This is a genomic window from Aeromonas sp. S19(2024) (genome assembly GCF_041402625.1).
Taxonomy (GTDB): Bacteria; Pseudomonadota; Gammaproteobacteria; order Enterobacterales; family Aeromonadaceae; genus Aeromonas; species Aeromonas caviae.
Genome location: NZ_JBGLQU010000019.1, coordinates 1 through 20,113 on the forward strand (window position 1 = coordinate 1; position 20,113 = coordinate 20,113).

The 20,113-nt window shown below is 61.2% G+C and carries 22 protein-coding genes; 21 read left to right on the plus strand and 1 reads right to left on the minus strand.

Features of this window, described 5'->3' with window-relative positions:
* Positions 1-89 precede the first annotated feature (89 nt).
* A complete protein-coding gene (locus ACB037_RS20665) occupies positions 90-821 on the minus strand; it encodes a LuxR family transcriptional regulator (protein ID WP_371175837.1) in 732 nt (243 codons plus the stop codon).
* A 389-nt stretch (positions 822-1,210) separates the two neighbouring features.
* Here ACB037_RS20665 and ACB037_RS20670 point away from each other — a divergent pair, with 389 nt between their 5' ends.
* The 21 genes from ACB037_RS20670 to ACB037_RS20770 all read left to right on the plus strand — a co-directional run bounded on the left by ACB037_RS20670 (position 1,211) and on the right by ACB037_RS20770 (position 20,078).
* The gene (locus tag ACB037_RS20670) at positions 1,211-1,447 is read left to right on the plus strand and encodes a hypothetical protein (RefSeq protein ID WP_371175838.1); all 237 of its coding nucleotides are present in this window, start codon (positions 1,211-1,213) and stop codon (positions 1,445-1,447) included.
* A complete protein-coding gene (locus tag ACB037_RS20675) occupies positions 1,447-1,917 on the plus strand; it encodes a glycoside hydrolase family 104 protein (RefSeq protein WP_371175839.1) in 471 nt (156 codons plus the stop codon). The genes ACB037_RS20670 and ACB037_RS20675 overlap by 1 nt, the downstream gene beginning before the upstream one ends.
* A gap of 200 nt (positions 1,918-2,117) precedes the next feature.
* Positions 2,118-2,372 (plus strand): hypothetical protein, encoded by a 255-nt coding sequence (locus ACB037_RS20680; RefSeq protein ID WP_371175840.1) that lies wholly within the window; start codon positions 2,118-2,120, stop codon positions 2,370-2,372.
* Positions 2,373-2,791: 419 nt separating this feature from the next.
* Positions 2,792-3,328: a terminase small subunit gene (locus ACB037_RS20685; protein WP_371175841.1), complete on the plus strand. Its 537-nt coding sequence runs from the start codon at positions 2,792-2,794 to the stop codon at positions 3,326-3,328.
* Positions 3,300-5,249, plus strand: coding sequence for a phage terminase large subunit family protein (locus tag ACB037_RS20690; RefSeq protein ID WP_371175842.1), 1,950 nt, complete (start codon positions 3,300-3,302; stop codon positions 5,247-5,249). Before ACB037_RS20685 ends, ACB037_RS20690 begins: the two co-directional genes overlap by 29 nt.
* Positions 5,246-5,455, plus strand: a complete 210-nt coding sequence (locus ACB037_RS20695) for a hypothetical protein (protein WP_045525026.1) — start codon at positions 5,246-5,248, stop codon at positions 5,453-5,455. Before ACB037_RS20690 ends, ACB037_RS20695 begins: the two co-directional genes overlap by 4 nt.
* Entirely contained in the window at positions 5,452-7,005 is a 1,554-nt protein-coding gene (locus ACB037_RS20700) for a phage portal protein (protein ID WP_371175843.1), read from the plus strand. Before ACB037_RS20695 ends, ACB037_RS20700 begins: the two co-directional genes overlap by 4 nt.
* Positions 6,917-9,016: a ClpP-like prohead protease/major capsid protein fusion protein gene (locus ACB037_RS20705; RefSeq protein ID WP_371175844.1), complete on the plus strand. Its 2,100-nt coding sequence runs from the start codon at positions 6,917-6,919 to the stop codon at positions 9,014-9,016. The genes ACB037_RS20700 and ACB037_RS20705 overlap by 89 nt, the downstream gene beginning before the upstream one ends.
* Before the next feature lie 57 nt (positions 9,017-9,073).
* Positions 9,074-9,388: a DUF2190 family protein gene (locus ACB037_RS20710; protein ID WP_069784437.1), complete on the plus strand. Its 315-nt coding sequence runs from the start codon at positions 9,074-9,076 to the stop codon at positions 9,386-9,388.
* Positions 9,385-9,687, plus strand: coding sequence for a hypothetical protein (locus ACB037_RS20715; RefSeq protein ID WP_371175845.1), 303 nt, complete (start codon positions 9,385-9,387; stop codon positions 9,685-9,687). Before ACB037_RS20710 ends, ACB037_RS20715 begins: the two co-directional genes overlap by 4 nt.
* 7 nt (positions 9,688-9,694) lie before the next feature.
* Complete coding sequence (locus ACB037_RS20720) at positions 9,695-10,303, plus strand: phage tail protein (protein ID WP_045525032.1); 609 nt, start codon at positions 9,695-9,697, stop codon at positions 10,301-10,303.
* 34 nt (positions 10,304-10,337) lie between these two features.
* On the plus strand, positions 10,338-10,502 hold the full coding sequence (locus tag ACB037_RS20725; protein WP_187171361.1) for a hypothetical protein: 165 nt from the start codon (positions 10,338-10,340) through the stop codon (positions 10,500-10,502).
* A 32-nt stretch (positions 10,503-10,534) separates the two neighbouring features.
* Complete coding sequence (gpU, locus tag ACB037_RS20730) at positions 10,535-10,936, plus strand: phage tail terminator protein (protein WP_371175846.1); 402 nt, start codon at positions 10,535-10,537, stop codon at positions 10,934-10,936.
* Positions 10,936-11,397: a phage tail tube protein gene (locus ACB037_RS20735; protein WP_045525045.1), complete on the plus strand. Its 462-nt coding sequence runs from the start codon at positions 10,936-10,938 to the stop codon at positions 11,395-11,397. Before gpU ends, ACB037_RS20735 begins: the two co-directional genes overlap by 1 nt.
* Positions 11,394-11,813 carry a hypothetical protein gene (locus ACB037_RS20740; RefSeq protein ID WP_323929289.1) on the plus strand — a complete coding sequence of 140 codons (420 nt, stop codon included), beginning with the start codon at positions 11,394-11,396 and terminating at the stop codon, positions 11,811-11,813. Before ACB037_RS20735 ends, ACB037_RS20740 begins: the two co-directional genes overlap by 4 nt.
* Positions 11,814-11,833: 20 nt before the next feature.
* Complete coding sequence (locus ACB037_RS20745; RefSeq protein WP_323929287.1) at positions 11,834-12,127, plus strand: phage tail assembly protein T; 294 nt, start codon at positions 11,834-11,836, stop codon at positions 12,125-12,127.
* Complete coding sequence (locus tag ACB037_RS20750; RefSeq protein WP_371175847.1) at positions 12,124-14,253, plus strand: hypothetical protein; 2,130 nt, start codon at positions 12,124-12,126, stop codon at positions 14,251-14,253. The genes ACB037_RS20745 and ACB037_RS20750 overlap by 4 nt, the downstream gene beginning before the upstream one ends.
* Entirely contained in the window at positions 14,253-14,855 is a 603-nt protein-coding gene (locus ACB037_RS20755; RefSeq protein WP_371175848.1) for a hypothetical protein, read from the plus strand. The genes ACB037_RS20750 and ACB037_RS20755 overlap by 1 nt, the downstream gene beginning before the upstream one ends.
* Entirely contained in the window at positions 14,852-15,445 is a 594-nt protein-coding gene (locus tag ACB037_RS20760) for a hypothetical protein (RefSeq protein ID WP_371175849.1), read from the plus strand. Before ACB037_RS20755 ends, ACB037_RS20760 begins: the two co-directional genes overlap by 4 nt.
* 2 nt (positions 15,446-15,447) lie before the next feature.
* Positions 15,448-15,849, plus strand: a complete 402-nt coding sequence (locus ACB037_RS20765) for a hypothetical protein (protein ID WP_371175850.1) — start codon at positions 15,448-15,450, stop codon at positions 15,847-15,849.
* Entirely contained in the window at positions 15,849-20,078 is a 4,230-nt protein-coding gene (locus ACB037_RS20770; protein ID WP_371175851.1) for a hypothetical protein, read from the plus strand. Before ACB037_RS20765 ends, ACB037_RS20770 begins: the two co-directional genes overlap by 1 nt.
* Positions 20,079-20,113 lie beyond the last annotated feature (35 nt).

Genomic DNA, 20,113 nt, shown 5'->3' on the forward strand with positions numbered 1-20,113 from the left:
CAGCGCCTGACCGACCTGCTGCCCGCCCTTCCGCCTCTCTATGTGCCGTTGGTTGCCGAGGCCGCCCAGCGCCTGCTGGATATGGGGGATTAGTAGTCGATGACCGTCACCCTATCCAGCGTCCACGATAGTTCACCCCCCGCCATGGCCCGCGCGACGGCGTTATAGCGATTGTTTGCCCCCAGCTTACGGGTCGCCGAGTTGAGGTGGTGGGTGACGGTCCGCTCGGGTATCCCGAGGATGATGCTGATCTCGCCTGTGGTCTTGCCCGCGCTCGCCCAGAACAGGCAATCCGCTTCGATGACCTTCAAGCCAGCGTCTCCCTTCGGCCTGCATATCCTGATCGCCGCCTCCAGCACGGAAGGGACGACCATGGCCAGCGTCGGCGCCCGCTCGATGTAGAGTGGCGCGAGGTAGCGCTCAGTGATGAACGAGAGCACGCCATGCTCCCCACGGGGGCCATGCAGCGGATACGAGACGCCGCACCGCAACCCGCATTTGGCCGCCTCGATCATCACATCCATTTGCTCCTCCGTCCCCCGTACCTTGTCCCATCTGATGGGTGTGAGCTGCCGCCGCGCTGCTGCCACCACGGGATCCCGCGCAATCATGCCGCCCCTGCTGTAGCTCTCGATCCACTCCTCTGGGCAACTGTTGAGAATGCGGATCTCGGGCCGCTCATGGCTGACAGGGATGATGATGGCCAACCGGAAATAGTCGAAGCCCAGGAACTGGACGATTTGCTCAATGTGCGCCGTCAGCTCCTCCGGCTCCGTGATGTTGTCGAGCGCCATGAGGCGTTCAATCAGACCTGATTCCATGTCGTGCTCTACCCTGCCAAAAATTGAGTCGCGACACCTAGACGATGCCAAGATCCGTTGTTGCTTGACACTCCATGCCAGCCCAACGCCAGCGCAGGATAGAGGCGTTTTTATGCCTGCACCAGACAAGAGCAGGCAAAGCCGTTTTTGAGCGTGACATTTCGGTTTTTGCGTCGATATGTCACAGTGATCTAAATCACAAAACGCACACAATAAGATAAATTATCTGTTTTTGTGTTGAAACGATGGGAACTTGGCTGTACCTTTCTCGTCATGGTGGTGAAGTTGTGACGCACCGCCATTGTTCAGACGTTATCTGTGTATAGCCCGCGTTCAGTAGTTTCAAAGGCCCATCTCACTGATGGGCCTTTTTTTATGGCGTCCCTTCTATGTTCGACCTGATCCACCGCTTCAAAGGCCAGTGCATCGCCTACGGTGGCGGGACGCTGGTTAGCCTCTGGTCCAAGGCAGTGTCCGCCGCTGAGAGCCTGCCTGAAATGACCCTCCCGCAACTCACCATCAACGACATGATCGGCATCGGCGGCCTGCTGGTCATCACTGGCCGCCTGGCCTTCGACATCTTCGTCTATATCGACAAGCGCAAGCAGCGCAAACAGGGGGAATAATGGCTCGTCTCCATGGCATCAGCCGCAACCTCAATGCGTTCCTCGACCTGATTTCCTTCGCGGAAGGCACTCGGGGCCTCGGCGATGATGGATACAACAAGCTGGTTAATCCGGCCAAATTCTTCGATTCCTACGCCACCCACCCCAATGTCTTGGTGCAGGTGAAAAAGGGTCTCAAGAGCACCGCCGCCGGTCGTTATCAGCACCTCTCCCGGCACTGGGATTGGTATCGGGAACGCCTTGGCCTGCCCGACTTTGGTCCAGAGTCTCAGGATCGTTGGGCCATCCAACTGATACGGGAGCGCCGGGCCCTGGCGCACATCGAAGCGGGCAACATCCCGCAGGCCATCAAGCAGTGCTCGAACATCTGGGCCAGCTTCCCCGGCGCCGGATACAAGCAGCCGGAGCACTCGCTGGCGGTGTTGCTGGCCAAGTATCAAGAATTTGGCGGGGAATTGGCCCCGCCCTAAGAGAGGTGATGTGGAACAGTGGAATATTGCCGAGCTGCTTGTGCAGGTCATGGGCCCCCAAGCTGCGCTGTGGGTTGGGGCGGTGGGTGTCTGCTTGGTGGTGTGGTCGCAGTTGCGAGCTGCCATCCCGCAGGCGTGGTGGGAGAAGCTGCCTCGTCCGGTACTGGTCGTGCTGGACGTCTTGGCGGCGAACTGGGGGAGTGCGAAGAATGGATCCGGTACTGACAAGCGCCTTGACCCGGCTCGCCCTGCTGGTAGCCGAGCAACTCAAAAGCTCCCGTGAGGCGGCGTACTATGCCGAGCAGGACAGCAGGCGGGAGCAGGCAGCGGCGGCTCCCGCTGCTGCTTTTGCTGGCATGTTCGGCCCTGCTGCTGGGGTGTACGACCCCGGCGCCAGCGCCGAAAGCCAGTTGCTACACCACGACGCCCCGGCTGGTGTGGATGGTCAGCCCTGATGGGTGGGTACATCTTCCACCCGATGCCCAGGCTGAGCTGACGAACTGGATTACCGATGTGCGTGAGTGCATCAAGCAATGAGTACCCGAGGCGCCGACACTGGCGACCAATCAGCATCAGACATCGTTGACCCGTTGGGCTCGACCTGTTGCCGGTGCCTCACCTACACAAAGACATGGGCTCCTTAACCTCTACAGGACAGCGAGGGAGGGGAACCAACCTGGTGGAGTCCATGTCTTTGTGAGTTTCGCCGCCCAATGCTAGCGCTTTGCAGCGATGCCCATAGCAGCAGCGGGCGGCACCCCCACCCCCACCCCCCTGGTAAAAGGTACTCCCGCCCACCCCCCGTCCTCGACGGGTCGGCGAGGCGCGGATTTTCACTACATATGAAACCCCAAGAAGTGAGGTTGTTGTTTTCATGTCAGAGCCATCAGACAAGGATCGCCCTGCGCCTGGCTGGCTGAAAAAATCCGACATGGCTGCAAGCCTGGGGATCTCGGTGCAAGCCTTTGATAAGTGGGGTGTTAAGCCGATCAAGAAGATTGGGCGAAACGTCTATTTTGATGCTCAATCGGTTGTGGATAACCGGATCAAGCACGCGATCCAAAAACACCAACCAACAGATCCTCAAGACATGGATGAGGATCAATTGGAATTCCAACGGTGGAGGCTCACCAAGGAGCAGGCCGACAAGGCCGAGCGCGAGAACCGGATCGCCGAGCGCCATCAGGTGCCGACCGAGTTTGCAACGTTCGCCCTGACGCGCATCGCCGCCAAGGTCAGCAGTTTGCTCGACACCGTTCCACTCACCATGCGCCGCCGTTACCCCGAATTGCAGACCAAGCACATCGAGGGGATACAGCGCGAACTGGTCATAGCCAGCAACGAGGCGGCCTCCCTGGGTGAACTGCTGCCGGAGTTACTGGATGAATATATCGACAGCACAAGTAAGTAGCCTGGCGGCTGCCGTCAACCTTGGGCTGTCAGCCCTGCTCAGGCCGCCGGTGCAAACCGCCGCTGAGTGGATGGATGAGCATTACTATCTGCCGGTTGAGTCCTCCTATCAGGAGGGCCGCTGGAAGTCGCTGCCGTTTCAGGTGGCCATCATCAACGCGATGGCCAACGACGATATCCGCGAGGTCAACTTCGTCAAGTCGGCGCGGGTGGGGTACACCAAGATGCTGCTTGGCGTCGCCGCCTACTTGCTGGAGCACAAGAAGCGCAACGGCCTGATCTGGCAGCCGACCGATGGCGATGCCGAGCTGTTCGTCAAAAAGCACGTTGAACCCATGATCCGGGATGTGCCGAAAATTCGGGCGCTCGCCCCTTGGTATGGCAAGAAGCATCGGGACAACACCCTGGAGCTAAAGCGCTTCGCCAACGGTCGGGGACTTGAGCTGCGGGGAGGGAAGGCCGCCAAGAACTACCGGGAGGCGTCGCCTGACTTCGGGATCTATGACGAGCTGGCTGCCTTTGATGATGACATCGAGAAGGAGGGCTCGCCCACCTTCCTGGGTGACAAGCGGATGGAGGGTTCGACCCATCCCAAGTCGATCCGTGGTTCAACTCCCAAGATTGCAGGCCAGTGCCAGATAGAGCGGGCGGCGAGTGAATCGCCACACCTGATGCGCTATCACATCAAGTGCCCTCATTGCGAGGCCGAGCAGTACCTCAAGTGGGGCGGACCGGATGCAGAGTTCGGCATAAAATGGGATGGCACCAACCACCACTCCGCGTTCTATCTCTGTGAGGCAAATGGCTGCGCCATTCGCCAGCACGAGATGGATTACGAGACGGTAGAGCGCTGGATCTGCGAGCGCACCGGCATCTGGACGCGGGACTCCATCGACTGGTTCGACAGCGCCAACCAGCCAATCCCGCCCCCTGAGTCGGTCACCTTCCATATCTGGACGGCATACAGCCCGCTCACGACATGGGTGCGGATTGTCTCTGACTTCCTCAAGGCGAAGGATGACCAGGGCAAGCTCAAGACCTTCGTCAACACCACCCTCGGGGAAACCTGGGAGGATGACACCGGCGAGAAACTGGAGTGGGAGGCCATTGCCGCCCGCCGTGAGGTGTGGCCTGTCGCAGTACCGGACGGCGTGCTTTACATCACCGTGGGGGCTGACACCCAGGATGACCGTTTCGAGTTTGAGATCACTGGCTGGGGAGCGGGGGAGGAGTCATGGGTGCTGGACTATCAGCGCCTCTACGGTGACCTGCACCGCTCCGAGATCTGGGAGAGGCTGCATGAGCAATTCTCCCGCCAGTTCGTCAAGTCGTCCGGGGAGGTGCTGGACATCGGTCTAGTGCTGATCGACTCGGGGGGGCACTACACGGATGAGGTCTATGACTTCTGTCGCCGTAACCCGTTCAAATACATCCCTATCCGAGGGGCGCCGGTGATGGGCAAGCCCATCATCACCTTCCCGCGCAAGCGAAACCGCAAGGGGGTGTATTTCTCGGAAGTGGGCACCGACGCGGCCAAGGATGTGCTTTATGGCCGCCTGGGGGATGTCCCGGCCTCACTGTCTGGCCCATCACCGGGTTATCGCCACCATCCGGTTGCCGAATGGGCGGACGACTTTTACTTCAAGGGGCTTACCTGCGAGCGCAAGCGGGTGGAGTTCGTCAAGGGGCGCCGGGTGTATCGCTGGGTCGCCCCGTCCGGCGCCCGTAACGAGCCAACAGACTGCGCTGTGTATTCCCTGGCGGCGATTCGCCTTGGGGTCCAACACCGGGGGTGGCGCCTTGTTCCCAAGGCTCGCCCGACCGAAATCAATCCATCAACGCCTACCAGACAAACCCCGGCAGCCAATGCGTCGCCGGGTAGCAACTGGCTGGGCGCTTCTTCACCAGGAGGCTGGCTGTGAAGCTGGAAGACATCGAAAGCATGATTGGGCTCTACCTACAGGCGGAGCGTGATGTGCTGGCGGGCAAGCAGATCACCTTTCAGGGGCGCACTGTCAGCTCTGAAAATCTCAACGAAATTCGGGCTGGCCGCCAGGAGTGGGAGCGGAGGCGCCAGCAAGCTGCCGCCCCGCGTCGTCAGCCCTTCGCCGTGGCGAGGTTCACATGAACGCGGTGGACAAGCTGCTCGGGTTTATCTCCCCGCGCTGGGCAGCCAATCGGATGCATGACCGCCTGCGAATGCACGCCTATGAGGCGGCCATGCCGAGCCGCACCCACAATGCCAAACGGGAGCGGCGCGGAGCCAACCAGGCGGTGCAAGCGTCGGCGGTTAGCCTGCGTGAGCAGGCGAGGGCGCTGGATGAAAACCATGACATCGTGATCGGTCTGCTCGACAAATTGGAAGAGCGGATCGTTGGTGGCAAAGGCATCCAGATAGAGCCCCAGCCTCGGGATGTGAATGGGCTGCTGCTGGACGATCTTGCCAAAGAGATCCGCCGTCGCTGGGCTGCCTGGTCGCTGAAACCGGAAACCACGGGCACCTTTACCCGCCCGGCCATGGAGCGGCTGGTTTGCCGTACCTGGTTACGCGATGGTGAGATGTTTGGCCGCCGCCTGCTCGGCACGGTGCCTGGCTACAAGCATCACAGTGATACGCCTTACTCCATCGAGTTGCTGGAACCTGATTTCGTCCCGTTTGAATACAACCAGGTGGCTGATGGGGTGCGTCAGGGGATCAAGCTCGATGCCTGGCGCCGCCCCAAATCCTACTTTGTGATGTTCGATCACCCTGGTGAGATGCAGGGCTATCGCTACCGCACCAAAGAGATCGACGCCAGCGAGATGTATCACCTGGCCCTGCGCAAGCGGATCCATCAGTTGCGCGGTGTGACGTTGCTCCATGGGGTGATCACCCGCCTTGCTGACCTCAAATCGGTGGAGGAGGCCGAGCGCGTCGCCGCCCGCATCAGCGCCTCGCTCGCCTTCTACATCAAGAAGGAAACCCCGGACGGCTACCGCGAAACGGACGAAAAACAGCCCCAGCGGATGATCGACATCACGCCAGGCACAACGTTTGACGACTTGCGTCCCGGTGAAGATGTAGGGGTGATCCAGTCCAACCGACCGAACACCGCCCTGAACGTCTGGCGGGCGGGGCAGCTTCGGTCGTCGTGTGCTGGCACCCGTAGCCAGTATTCGAGCGTGGCCCGGGACTATGACGGCACTTACTCCGCCCAGCGCCAGGAGCTGGTTGAAGGGTGGGAAGGGTTTGCCGTCTTGCAGGATGACTTTGTGGCGCAGTGGTCCCGTCCGGTGTTTCGGGACTGGCTTCTGGCCGAAACCCTGCGCAGCAAAGACCCCCTTGTCCTGCCCCCTGAACTCGACCCCAAAACCCTGTTCGACGCCATCTACCTTGCCCCCGTCATGCCCTGGATTGACCCGGAGCGTGAGGCCAACGGCTGGAAGGCGGTGATCCGTGGCTGTGCTGGCACGGTGACCGAGTGGATCCGGGCTCGCAACAAGAACCCTGACGAGGTGCGCGATCAGCGCCTTTCCGAACTGGAATGGGAAAAGCAAAACAACATCATCGCCGATTCCAACCCGGCCAATGACCCAGGAGCACAACCCAGTGAAAAAGCACCACCTGACGGCGGCAATGCAGACCGCGCTGATGCCAGCGCGGGCAGCCGCCAGCGGAAACCCCGCAGCAGAACCTGAGCCCCAAAACGCCAAAAGCTGGTACTCCATCAGCGCCCTGTCTGGCGCCGTGCCCACGGTCGAGATCTACATCTATGACGTCATCGGGTATTGGGGGATCTCAGCTCAACAGTTCATCTCCGACTGCAAGGCTGCCGGGGTGTTCGATGCCAAGCAGCTCAATATCCACATTCACAGCCCCGGCGGTGATGTGATGGACGGCTTTGCCATTTACAACACCCTGGCCCGCCTGAGCTGCAAGATCGACATCTGGAACGATGGCCTGGCGGCCAGCATGGCGTCGGTCATCCTCTGCCTGCCCAATGCCACCGTCCACATGCCGAGCAATGCCTGGGTGATGATCCACAAACCCTGGTCCGGCACGGTCGGGAACGCCGACGATCTGCGCGACATGGCGGACTGGCTGGATCGCAACGAGGCGCTGTTGCTCAACGCCTATGAGAAGAAAACCGGCAAGCCCCGTGAGGAGTTGGCCAATCTACTGTCGGCAGACACCTGGCTCGATGGCTCCCAGGCCAAAGAGCTGGGGTTTGTCGATGTCCTGGAAGAGCCGATTTCGGCTGCCGCCTACGTGAACGAGAACAAAATGAACGACTTTACCAATATGCCTACTCAGGCCCGTGCGTTTTTTGGCGCTCGCGCCAGCGCGGGTCCGGCGCCTGTGCCGCCGTCTCCTGCCCCCACCCCGGCTCCCCAACCGGCCCCGGATCAAGCCGCCGCCCACGCTGCCTTCAGGCAGCAAGAGCAGGCCCGCCGCAACGAGATTCAGGATCTCTTTGCCCTCACCGGTGGCCGCTTCCCGGATCTGATGGCCGATTGCCTGGCCGACATGGATGTGACCTCCGCCATGGCCAAAGAGAAAATCAAGGCAGCCATGGGCAAACCGGCGGGTGATGCTGGCCCGACTGGCGCCGCGCCTCATATCCATCTGGGCAACGGCAACCTGGTCGGCGATTCGGTCCGTGCCTCCCTGATGGCCCGCTGCGGCTATGCCGACGCCGAGAGTGACAACCGTTACGGTGGTTACAGCCTGCGGGAGCTGGCCCGCGCCTCGTTGGAGGGGCGAGGCATTCAGACTGGCGGGCACTCGCCGCTGGCCTATGTCGGGATGGCCTTTACTCACACCAGCTCTGACTTCGGCAAGATCCTGCTGGCCGTGGCCAACAAATCGGTGCTGGAGGGCTGGGACAATGCCGAAGAGACCTTCGACAAGTGGACTCGCAAAGGCACGCTGACTGACTTCAAGGTGGCCAGCCGCATCGGTTTGAGCGACATCCCGAACCTGCGCCGTGTGCGTGAAGGGGCAGAATACAAGCATGTCACTCTGGCTGACACCGGCGCCACCATTCAGTTGGCCACCTATGGCGAGCTGTTCTCCATCACCCGTCAGGCCATCATCAACGATGATCTCGACATGTTGACCCGCGTCCCCAGCCTGTTCGGTGCTGCTGCTCGTGGCACCATCGGCGACCTGGTGTATGCCTTGCTGACGGGCAACGTCAAGATGCCGGATGGTAAGTCGCTGTTCCATGCCGATCACAAAAACCTGCTGGCTGGTTCCGATGCGGCGATGGGGGTGCCTGGTTTGTCTGCGGGCAAGACCATGATGCGCGGCCAGAAAGCGGCAGGCGCTGACGGCAAGCCAGGGCGCAGTCTGAACATCCGCCCCGGTTACATCCTGACGCCCCTGGAGCTGGAAGATAAGGCGTTGCAGCTTATCCGCAGCACCTCCGTTCCGGGGACGGATGCCAACTCGGGGGTCGCCAACCCGATCAAGGATTTCGCCGAGGTGATCGGCGAGCCGCGCCTCTCCGATGCCAGCCCGTTGGAATGGTATCTCGCGGCCAAGGGTGGCGACACCATCGAGGTGGCTTACCTCGACGGCATGGACAAACCCTGGATCGAGCAGCAAGAAGGCTTCACCGTGGACGGCGTGACCACCAAAGTCCGCATCGACGCGGGCGTGTCCGCCCTGGACCACCGTGGCCTGCTCAAGTCCCAAGGCAAGTGATCTCATGGCCCGCCATTGGCGGGCCATCTCTGACAGCTTCAATACAGGAGTTATTCCATGGCTAAAAATTATGTCAGCACCGGCAGCCAACACACCTTCCTCGCTCCGGCGGGTGGGGTGACATCCGGCAAGCCGATCAAGATCGGCGCCCTGACCGTTGTCCCCCTGGAGTCGGCAGCGGAGGGGGAGGAGTTCTCAGGTGCCCTTGGCGGCGTCTGGCTGCTGCCCTGCGACACCGCCCTGGCCGTCGGTGCTGCCGTCAAATGGGACGGCACCAAACTGGTGGCAGACACCACCAAAGACGCCGACGACTTCGGCAAACTGCTCAGCGGCGGTGCCTCCGGCTATGCCGAGGCACTGATCGTTCAATGACCGGTGAGATCGGTGGGCGCTGGCAACGTGCCGCCACTCGCCTGAACGCTGCTGTGGACGATGCCCTGGGGGTCGCTGTCATCATCGCTGGGGTGCCCTTGGTGGCGCTCTATGATGAAAACCCCGATGCCTTTGGACAGGTGTTGACCACGTTGCGCGAGTTGTCCGTTTCATCGCCCCCGAAGGGGATGCGCTTCAAGTCGGGCGACAAGGTGGAGATCCCCAGCCTGTCGCTGGTCACTTCCGTGAGAGAGCCGCCTTTTACCCGGGCTGGTCAGCTCGTTATCCCCATCAAGTGAGGAAGCCATGCCCATCAAGCAAGACTTGGACAAGGCGCTGGCGAACCTGAACCTGCTGCCGACCAAGCTGGTGCCGAAGGCGAGCGCCCAAGCGGTCAACCGGGTGGCGGCTGGCGCGTCCAGTCGGGCTATCCGGCTGACCGCCAAGGATAGCCGGGTGCAGGTGCCCGCCAAGTTGCTGCGTCCTCGGGTGAAGATCTTCAAGGCGTCTCAGCAGAAACCATCAGCCACGATCCGGGTGCGCCGCCGCCCTATCCCCTTGATCAAGGTGGGGGCCGTCCAGCAGCGCCTGGTGCGCTATCGGCACACCGCCTTCACGGGGATTGGGGACATGCAGGTTGGGCGCCATCGTGTGCCTGGTGGCTTCATTGCTGACGGTGGCCAAGGCTTTGGCGAATACCGGCGGGGCGGTGGCTATGCGGCCACCAAACTCAAGAGCTGGCAGATCTTGCGCCGGGTCGGCAAAGGCCGTCATGCCCTGGAGGTGATGCGGATCCCGCTGGTGACCCCGATCACCGAGCACTATGAACGGGAATCAAAAGCGGGGATGACCCGTGACATGCCGCGCGAAATGCAGCGGGCGCTGTTGCGTCAGCTTCAATTGACCTTCAAATGAGGATAGGATTCTGATCTTCACGCAAGGAGAGTTCATGATCATCCTGAAAATTGTGGTTGCCCTGGTGATGCTGGCATTGATCGCCGTTGGCACCTTTCAGGGCGGCTGGCTGGGATTTGTCATCACAGTCGGCATGACCCTTATCCTCAATGGCATGTTCAACCGCTGGGACGCCAAACGGCAAAACCCATCACGATAACCCGCTTCGGCGGGTTTTTTATTGGACCCAATATGACAATCCGAACCGACATCCGGGCGGCCCTGGCCGAACGGGTGCGAACCTGTGTGCCCGATCTGCGTGAGGTGTATCCCTCCCGCCCGGTAGACGTCGCCGAAGAAGACCTACCCCTGGCGTTCTGCTACTTCCTGGAAGGGGGCGATGGTGAGTTCTCCCTGGATGGGGAAAGCGAGCAGGCCCCGCTGATGGTCTCCCTCTACGTGACCGAAACCAACCAGGCGGACGCCGATCTGGATGAGCTGGCTGAGAAGCTGGCGCCGCTGTCTGGGGACGACCTTAGCGGGCTGCTGCTGGAAGGGCTGGCCTCGGCGGGCTGGCAATACGGTGCAGATGATCGGGGCACCGGCCTTGCGTCCCTGACCCTCAATTTTAACGCGACCTGGAGCAAACCCTGATGACTGATGTAACCAAGCCCGTGAAGGGCGCCGGGACCGAGCTTTACATGGCCAAGGTGGCGGGCGCCACCAAGCCGGATCTGGCGCAAGCTGATTCGGTAGTCCGTCTGGCGGATGTCAAAGAGATCACGCCGCCGGACATGTCGGTCGAGGTGACCGAAGAGAACTATCTGGATGCGCCCAATCCGGACTGGAAGGAGAAAAGCCCTGGCCAGAAAGATCCCGGTCAGCTCGGGTTCACCCTGGCCTGGAAGCCGGGCGATCCTGCTCAGAAAACCGTGGTTGCCGAGCTGGGTGGTGTCCATCGCTGGTTCCTGCTCAAGTACCCCAATGGCGCGGTCGATGGCTTCTACGGCTTCATCTCCAGCCTGGGCAAGCCTGTCCAGATCAAGGAAACCATCACCCGCACCGTGAAAGTGGATCTCTCCGGCAAGCAAGACCTGGCGGAGACGGCGGCATGAGTGCCCTTATCGAGACGCGCACCCTGACCCTCAAGGGCAAGGGCAAATCTGCCTCCGTGGTGGTGCATCAGCTCAACGGGTTGCAGTTGTTTGACTACCAGATGGCCCTGCTTTCTGTCGAGTGGCCACAGGTGGAGGGGATCGCGGATCCCCTCCAGCAACAAAAAACCCTGCTGACCATCCAGCGCCTCACCTTTGAAATGAGCCTGCTGTTGGCGGCGATGGGGTTGAACCACTATCAGCCGGATCTGGATGTTGAGCAGATGAAAGCCTGGGTGTTGAAAAACTACCCTGACTCGGCCCATGTGCTGCGCATTGCCATGGCAGTGAAAGAGGTGAGTGGCCTGGCCGCGTTAGCGAAAGAGGCGGCCAGTGGTGAGGGCAAGCTGGAGCCGGTAGACCCAAAAAAAGGATAGAGGGGGAGCGGGATTTCGCCATGATGATGGCTCGCCAGTTCCGGCGGCCAGACTGGCGCCGGATGTTGAGCGAGATCAGCGCCGTTGACTATATCGACTGGTGTCGCCACTTCGGGCGGTATCCGGTGGACTACCAGATCAACCAGTTTGCCATGGGGCAGATCTGCGCCACTATCCTGCTTCCCCACGTCCAGCCCGACAACCTCCCTTCCATTTCCGATTTCTACTACAACCGCCCAGAGCCCCCTGAGCAGACCGCTGACGATATGCAGGCGCTGGCAGGCTCTATCCCCGGCATGGAGTCCTTCACATGAGTACACAGATTGCCGATCTGCGGGTGCTACTCAGCGCGGATCTCTCGTCGCTGCCGGCGGATGTCCGCTCGGCTGCAAACGTCCTGAAAAGCTATGCCATCGACGCCAAGAATGCCGAAGACTCGACATTCAACTTTGGCCGCTCGTTCGGTGAAACGGCAGATCTGCTGTCTCACAAATCCGTGGCCATCGTGCAAGGGTTCAGCGTCGTCCAAGGGGCCGTGTTGGGCCTGGTCGGTACTGCGGTGGGTCTGGCGGCCTCCGTCAGTGCGCTGGCTCAGCAGGGGCGTGAGCTGGAGCAAATGTCGCTCAAGGCGGGCGTGTCCGTTGAGACGATGCAAGAGCTGACCTATGCCACCGAGCAATACAATGTCAGCGGCGACCAGTTGGCCGACATGCTCAAGGACGTACAGGACAAGCTCGGCGACTTCTCGGCCACCGGCGGCGGTGAGTTCAAGGACTGGATGGAGAACATCGCCCCGAAAGTGGGGCTGACCATCGGCAAGTTGCAACAGATGGCGGGTCCCGAGGCCCTGATCGCCGTCCAGAACGCCATGGACGCAACCAACGTCAGCGCCTCGGAGCAGGTGTTTTACCTGGAATCCATCGCCAATGACGTCTCCACGCTCCAGCCCCTGCTGCGCAACAACGGCGCCGAACTCCAGCGCCTGACCGGGCACTATCGCAGCCTCAACGTTGCCCTGTCCCAGACCGACATCACCCAGCTCAAGGAGATGGATCAGAAGCTCAAGGATGTGAGCCTGCGCCTGCAAAGCTCGTTCGCCCAGGGCGTGCTGGGGGCATCGGAGCAAATCGACTGGCTGACCGACAAGCTCGGCTATGCGGTCAGCTACTGGGGAACCCTGCTCGATAGCTGGGCCGACAACCCACGCACCATTGACGGCATGAGCCGCCGCCTCGGCAATCTGCGTGAGGAGCTTGGCGATGTGCAGGAGCAGATCGCCGAAGTGCAATCCCGCTCGAAAAACTTTGGCGGTGTGGGGGTCATTGACGCCCTGCTTGGGAACACCGGCGACAAGGCGGCAGAGCTGGCCGAGTTGAAAAACCGGGCCGTCGAGCTGCAAGCCGAGATCGACAAGGTGCAAGGCAGCTATGAGCGCAAGCGGTTCGGGGTCGGCGAGCAACCCGAATACCAACCCCCGGAGCCGGTCAGTTCCCGTGATACCAGCGCCGACAACAAGAAGGTGCTGGATCAGGGGGCGCAGCGTCTCAGCGCCCTGGACATGCAGTACGCCAACGAGCTGGACAAACTGCGTCTCGCTCATGAGGAGCGCCTGGCAGAAATCGACAGCATGCAGGTCAGCGAGGCCGAGTTGCGGCGCCGCGGCTATGAGAGCCTGGAGGAGCTGCGTGAGGAGTACCGCCAGAGAGAGGCGGATTACTTCACCGAGCAGCAAGCCGACTACATGGCCAAGCGTGAAGAGGCGATGGCCAAGGAGCTGGAAGCCGACCAGCGCAAGCAAGATCAGCTTGCCGAGCAAGAGCGTCAGCGGGTTGAGAAGCAGAAGGCATCGCAGCAGCAAGCCGCCCGCGACATGCTCAGCTTCACCAGCCAGACCATCAGCCTCACCACCGATATGTTGCAGCAGTCAGGCAAAGATCAAACCTTCGTGATGAAGGCGCTGCTGGCTGCCCAGAAGCTGCTGGCCATTCCTTCCATCATCGTGGCGGGTCAGTTGGCGGAGGCCAACGCCGCCGCCTTCGCCTCCATGACCGGCGGGATGATGTCGGCAGAGACCGCCCGCCAGATGATGCGGGTTCAAACCATGATCTCAGTCGGCCTTGTCGCCGGTACCGCGATTGCGGGCATGGCTCACTCCGGTATCGAAGAGATCCCCAGCGAGGGCACCTGGTTGCTCGACAAGGGGGAGCGGGTTTACACCAACAAATCGGCCCAGCGCATCGACCAGATGTATGACCAGATGATGTCCGGCGGCGCGGGCGCCATTGGTGGTGCCGTGTTCGAGCAGCACCTGCATTTTAGCGCCGACATGACCGACGATGATCGCAATTCGATGATCACACTGGCAGCAAAACAGGGTTATCAGTTGTTTATCGATGACATCATCAACTATGGCCAAGGCCGCAAGATCCTGGGGGTTTAATGGAAACTTACGATTGGCCCGCCGAGTTTCGGGTGCGGGAGAACACCCTGGCGCTGCAAACGAATCACCGCTCGTTTGAATCGACCTGGACGGGATCCGAGCAAACAGTCTCGACGCCTGGCAGCAAGTGGCTGATGGAGCTGACCATGGGGAAAATGGATGCGCCGGTGGCCCGCCGCCTGGAGGCGTTCATCGCCAAGCTGGATGGCCCCTCCAGCCGTGTCCGGTTGTGGGACTTCGCCCATCCACTCCAGCCAGTCAAGGGGGCACCGGTCGTCAATGAGGCATTGACGATGCGAACCAGCATGACCAGCCGGGGCTGGACTCCCTCCACTCTGGTGTTGCGAAACGGTGACTGGATCCAGATAGGCGATGAACTCAAGCGGGTGACCGCCGATGTGTGGTCCGATCTCGCTGGCGCCGCCCGCATCAACATCTCCCCGATGCTGCGAGCCGATTACCCCAGCGGCACACCGTTGGTTGTGGCGAAGCCCATGGGGGTGTTCCGGCTCGATGGCGCCGGGGCGGGGAAGTCCCGCCGCCTGAACGGCATGAAGCGTGACCTTGGCACCATCAAGTTTGTGGAGAGCTTCTATCCATGACAGCCCTGTTGACCGGGTTAGATCCGGCGACTATCCATGCGCTCAATCAGCCCCATGTGACCGCCGTTTATGCCCTCAAGCTGGATCTGGTCAGCGGGATCAGCCGCATTCATTCCGGCTTGGGCCCGCTGGTGATAGGCGGTGAGACCTATTACGGCGTGGGCTCCATGGGGTCTGTCGGTGCCCAGAAGGAACAGCTCTCCACGTCGCCAACAAAGTTAACGCTCGCCTTGGGTGGACTGGATGACAGCCTGCTCGCCGAGGTGATGCGCGAGCGCATCGTGGATCGGATGGCCTGGCTCTACCTTGTCGTGATGGGGCCTGACGGGGCCCCGCTCAACGCCTGCCTCCAGTTCAAGGGGCGGATCGCACAGACCCCCGTCAAAGCGGGCAAAACCAATACCATTCAGCTCACCATCTCCAACATCTTCGAGGATTGGCAGAAGGGGCTGAACCTGCGTTGCACCGACGAGAGTCACCGTCGCATTTACCCCAATGATCGCTTCTTCCGCTACCAGAACGAGATGGCCGACCGGTCTATTTTCTGGGGCTCGAAGAAGGACGCCCCCGGATTCGTTTATAAGGACTGACCATGCGCCATCCAGACTGGCAACTCCGCATCATCCAGTGCATTCAGGCCGCCTCCGAGCGGCCTTTTTGTTGGGGTGAAAACGACTGCTGTTTGTTCGTGGCGGATGTCTGTCTTGCAGCCTGCGACAAAGACCCGGCGGCGGCGTATCGCGGTCGCTACCGTACTGAGATCGGCGCCAAGCGGGCGCTGGCCAAGACCCACGGCAGCATTGCCGCCGCCCTCGATATGCTGTTTGAGCGGGTGCCAGTGGCCATGGCCCAACGTGGCGATGCCCTGGTGTTCGACGGCCCTCAGGGCCAGACCGCTGCCGTGATGTGGGCGGGGCAGGTGTGGGCCATGACCGAACAGGGTGCCCGCCCCATTCCTGATGTTGTTCCCCTGTTTGCCTGGAGAGTCGAGTAATGCCCGCTGTCGCCATTCCTGTCATTGCCGGTGTCGCCGCTGGTGCGGGGTCGGCCCTGGTAGTCACCACCGCCACCGCCATCGCCATCGGGACGGCGGTGGCCAGCGCCACCATGATGATCACCGCCAAGAAGCCGAGCCTGGGGGATTATCGCAGTGCCAGCGAGCGCAGCCAGATCTTGCGGGCCGCCGCCAGCGACAAGACCTGTATCTATGGTCGCATGGTTTCCTCCGGCCTCATGAGCTTTGCCGCCGAACAGAAGGGCGAGCAGGATGATGGGGAGTGGCTGCACGTCGCCCTGGTTATCTCCGGCCACAAGCTCAGCCGGATCGGGGATATCTGGCTGGGCGATGACCTGGTTGGCACCTTCGGGGATCTGGTCAGTTACGAGCTGCACGTTGATCGGCAGACCTGCGATCCCTTCATGCTGGCAAACTGCGCCGACTGGCAGGAGGACATGATCGGCCAGGGCATCACCTGGCTACGTATCTCATGCAAGTTCGACGCCGAGAAGTTCCCGGCTGGCCTGCCCAACATCAAGATCGAAAAGTTCGGCAAGGAGGTGTGGGACCCCCGAGATGGCAAGTGGAAGTGGAGTCGCAACGCTGCCCTGGTGATCCTCGATTACTATCGCACCTGGCTCAACGTGCCGGACGATGAGCTGCGGATCGACGAGTTTATCCAGGCCGCGAATATCTGCGACGAACAGGTGGCCATTCCCGGTGGCGGCACCGAGCCACGTTACAGCCTCGATGTCGAGTTCGATCTGGGGGAGGCGCGTGTCAAGGTGCTGGAGGCCATGCACATGGCCTGCGCAGCTCAGCCGACCTATGTGGGCGGCAAGCACGGCATCCTGGCGGGGGCCTACTATGGCCCGGCGAGCGACGAGCTGCGGGCCCATCAGATCATCGGAGATCTGGAACTGCTGCCGGAGCCCTCCAGCAGCGACAAGATCAACCAGGTGGCGGGCACTTTCGTCGATCCGGTCACCTTCAAGAAGACCGATTTCCCCGCCGTCATCGTGCCGGAATGGGTCGAGGAAGACGGCGGACACCCGCTGATCGAAGATCTCGATCTGCGCTGTGTCACCAGCGAGCACCATGCCCAGCGCCTGGCCAATATCATCCTTCGCCAGCGCCGCAATGCCCGCACCCTCACATGCAGCGTCAACCTGTCTGGCTGGCGCTACCGCCCCGGACAGACCATCAAGCTCTATGTCCCGGCACTGGGCATCAACGGCGTCGAGTTCCGGGTCACGGACTGGTCTTTCAGCCTCAACGGCGGGGTGGATCTGACCCTGCGGGAGGACTCCCCGCTGTTCTGGGCGGACGCCATTGGCAAGCCCATGCCCCGCCCGGAGATCACCGGCCTGCCCACGGGCGGTGCGGCCATGCCGGATCTGCTGCGCTATGAGGTTGAAACAGTCGGTGAGGTGCTGCAAGGGGTGTTGTCGTGGCGCAATACCGGCACCGTGGCCTACAACCAGGTGATCATTCAGCGCCTGACCCAAGGGGCGGCGCCGGTCACCGTCATGACCGCCCAGGTGCCGGGTCAGTCTTGTCGGGTAAACGGCCTGGCCACGGGAAACTATGTTGCCCTGGTGCGCACCGTGGCGCTCACCGGTGCCCATTCTCCAGTGGCGGCGGTGAACTTCGTGATCACGGCTCCCGCCATGCCCCTGGGGGTGGATGTGGAGGCGGGCAACTGGTCGCTAGCGCTGCGCCCCCGTTTCGCCGGTGGCCACGATTATGGTGTGCTGTGCGAATGGTGGTGGAGCCATATCGATCACCCCCTGGGGGAGGCCATGGCCAAGGCGAATCCTGCGGGGATCTCCAGCTACATGACCATGCAGGGGCTGCGCCCGGACACGGAATATTTCGTCTGGCTTCGGGCGGTCAACGCCTACGGCAAGTCTGGGCTGCTCGCTGCCAAGGCAAAGACCAGCTACGACGCCGCCTCCATCCTCGATGTGCTGGACGGGGAGATCGGTGCCGAGCACCTGCGCGAGGAGCTGCGCAAGCCCATCGCCGATATTCCCGCACTGAGCAAGTCCGTGACGGATCTGGGGGGCGCCCTGTCGGCCCTGGACAAGCGCGAGAAGGATGTGAAGACCCTGCTGGAGAACACCCAGAACCAGCTCGGGGCGAACTACATCAGCGTGACCCTGATCCAAGAGCAACTGCGCCAGCGCATTGATCGCTACAACCTGGATTTCACCGATTTCAGGGATGCGGTGTTCAAGCTGGACCCTGAGACCGGCCAGATCACAATGGAGGCGATCAACGCGGTGCGCTCGGAACTGGGTGCCGAGATCTCGACCGTCAGCCAGCATCTCGATGCGGTTGAAGCCATCGTGAAAACTTGCGTGACCAAGGCGGAGCTCACCGCTGATCTGGAGCGCATCACCTCCGTCGAGCAGGCGATCGACGGTATCAACGGCATCTTGGCCCAGACGGCCACCAAATCCGAAGTCACGGCGGTGGGGTCGCAAGTCACCCAGGTGGGACAGGAGTTGAATGCCGTCAAGGGCACGCTGAGCCAGAAGGCGGCCCAGAGCGCGGTGGATGCCCAGGGGCAGCGCCTGACGGCGGCTGAGCAGCAGATCAGTGCCAACACCTCCGCCACCACGGCTACCGCCCAGCGCATCGAGCAGGTCAAGGCGGAGCTGCAACAGGCTGACGCGACACTCAGCGCCTCTGTGACTGACCTTGCGCAAGCCGTGGCCACCACGACCGGCGCCCAGGCCCAGCGCCTGCAAGCGCTGGAGGTGTTGACCGGCGGGCACACTGCCGCCATCACCGAGTTGCAGCAGGTGGTGACGAGCGAGGGGCAGTCACTGGCGAGCAAATTCGAGAACTTGCAAGCCAGTGTCGATCTGACCGCTGAGGCGGCGGTGCATGGCGCCCTGGGCGCGGCTGCCGAAGCCACCCGGCAACGGGAGGCGTCCGGCCTGATCCGCCGCGATCAGAAAGTGATGGCTGAGCAGCAGCAGGCGATGGCGCAGACCATTGAGCAGGTTTCCGCTGACTTCCAGACGGCGGATGCGGCCATCAGTGCCAATCTGCTATCGGAGCAGCAGGCCAGAACCACGGCGGATGAAGCCCTGGGCAAGCGAGTGGACACGGTGCAAGCCGAAGTCACCTCGCAGGGGACGAACCTGGCCGCCGGTCTGCAATCGGAGCAGGAAGCGCGGGTGACGGCAGACGAGGCCCTTGGGCGCCGAGTGGACACGGTGCAAGCCGAAGTCACCTCGCAGGGGGCGAACCTGGCCGCCGGTCTGCAATCGGAGCAAGAAGCGCGGGTGACGGCTGACGCGGCCCTGGCCCAACGGGTTGACACCGTGCAGGCCAAGGCCAATGAGGTTTCGTCTGCGGTGCAGACGGTGGCCGAGGCCCATGCCGGGCTCAACGATGCAGTGGGGGCGGGCTGGTACACAAAGGCCCAGATCAACGGTGAGGGCGGCGGGTTTGGCTTGTCAGTCAAGCTGGCCGCAGATGGCTCAACGCTGACCAGCTTTGTGGTCGATGCCGATGTGTTCGCGGTGCTATCTCGGGTATCTGGAGTGACATCCAAGAGAAACCCGTTTGTGATAAAGAATGGAATCACTTATCTCAATAAAGCCATGATGGATAGCGCAGACATAAATAGTTTGGTCGCGGCTTATATCAGTGTTACTGAATTGGTTGGCCTTAATATAAAAGGCTCGTCAATATCAGGGACCAATATAATCGGTGGCTCGCTAAATATCGGCGCAGGGAAGGCGATCATAAACTCCGCTGGGAAAGCAACACTTCAAGACGCAGACATAATAGGGAAAATCACCGCGCTCTCTGGTGTGCTAAGGAACGTCACCATTGAGGATACATGCAAAATAAACGGCACGCTGGAAGCGGGGCAAATTGTTGGTGACATTGTGAGGGTTTATGATGCGTCAAATCAGGCGCAAATAAATCTGGGGGCTGTGAACTTTGCCCGTGAAATATCATTCTCGATAATCGTCAATTCGGGAAGGGAGAAAACGACAGGCAACGCCATCCTTAATGGCACGACAGTCAAAACGGTGACATCAACGGCAATAGATGTTGCAGGCACAATCAGTGCCAACACCGTTTCAGCCGCTCATGTGGTAACCCTCCCAGCAGGTGTTAGTCACACAGCCAGATTTTCATGGTCTGGCAATGGTGGGTATAACTCCGCTTATTGCTTGGTGATCGTCTCTAAGAAGTAACGCACCTCAACAAACCCGGCCTTGTGCCGGGTTTT

Excerpts from the sequence above, each read along its gene's own strand:
- ACB037_RS20745 (WP_323929287.1), top strand. The coding sequence starts at position 11,834 with ATGATGATGGCTCGCCAGTTCCGGCGGCCAGACTGGCGCCGGATGTTG.
- ACB037_RS20765 (WP_371175850.1), top strand. The coding sequence starts at position 15,448 with ATGCGCCATCCAGACTGGCAACTCCGCATCATCCAGTGCATTCAGGCC.
- ACB037_RS20690 (WP_371175842.1), top strand. The coding sequence starts at position 3,300 with ATGAATATATCGACAGCACAAGTAAGTAGCCTGGCGGCTGCCGTCAAC.
- ACB037_RS20770 (WP_371175851.1), top strand. The coding sequence starts at position 15,849 with ATGCCCGCTGTCGCCATTCCTGTCATTGCCGGTGTCGCCGCTGGTGCG.
- ACB037_RS20740 (WP_323929289.1), top strand. The coding sequence starts at position 11,394 with ATGAGTGCCCTTATCGAGACGCGCACCCTGACCCTCAAGGGCAAGGGC.
- ACB037_RS20720 (WP_045525032.1), top strand. The coding sequence starts at position 9,695 with ATGCCCATCAAGCAAGACTTGGACAAGGCGCTGGCGAACCTGAACCTG.
- gpU (WP_371175846.1), top strand. The coding sequence starts at position 10,535 with ATGACAATCCGAACCGACATCCGGGCGGCCCTGGCCGAACGGGTGCGA.
- ACB037_RS20755 (WP_371175848.1), top strand. The coding sequence starts at position 14,253 with ATGGAAACTTACGATTGGCCCGCCGAGTTTCGGGTGCGGGAGAACACC.
- ACB037_RS20670 (WP_371175838.1), top strand. The coding sequence starts at position 1,211 with ATGTTCGACCTGATCCACCGCTTCAAAGGCCAGTGCATCGCCTACGGT.
- ACB037_RS20665 (WP_371175837.1), bottom strand. The coding sequence starts at position 821 with ATGGAATCAGGTCTGATTGAACGCCTCATGGCGCTCGACAACATCACG.
- ACB037_RS20760 (WP_371175849.1), top strand. The coding sequence starts at position 14,852 with ATGACAGCCCTGTTGACCGGGTTAGATCCGGCGACTATCCATGCGCTC.
- ACB037_RS20735 (WP_045525045.1), top strand. The coding sequence starts at position 10,936 with ATGACTGATGTAACCAAGCCCGTGAAGGGCGCCGGGACCGAGCTTTAC.
- ACB037_RS20685 (WP_371175841.1), top strand. The coding sequence starts at position 2,792 with ATGTCAGAGCCATCAGACAAGGATCGCCCTGCGCCTGGCTGGCTGAAA.
- ACB037_RS20710 (WP_069784437.1), top strand. The coding sequence starts at position 9,074 with ATGGCTAAAAATTATGTCAGCACCGGCAGCCAACACACCTTCCTCGCT.
- ACB037_RS20725 (WP_187171361.1), top strand. The coding sequence starts at position 10,338 with ATGATCATCCTGAAAATTGTGGTTGCCCTGGTGATGCTGGCATTGATC.
- ACB037_RS20675 (WP_371175839.1), top strand. The coding sequence starts at position 1,447 with ATGGCTCGTCTCCATGGCATCAGCCGCAACCTCAATGCGTTCCTCGAC.
- ACB037_RS20750 (WP_371175847.1), top strand. The coding sequence starts at position 12,124 with ATGAGTACACAGATTGCCGATCTGCGGGTGCTACTCAGCGCGGATCTC.
- ACB037_RS20715 (WP_371175845.1), top strand. The coding sequence starts at position 9,385 with ATGACCGGTGAGATCGGTGGGCGCTGGCAACGTGCCGCCACTCGCCTG.
- ACB037_RS20700 (WP_371175843.1), top strand. The coding sequence starts at position 5,452 with ATGAACGCGGTGGACAAGCTGCTCGGGTTTATCTCCCCGCGCTGGGCA.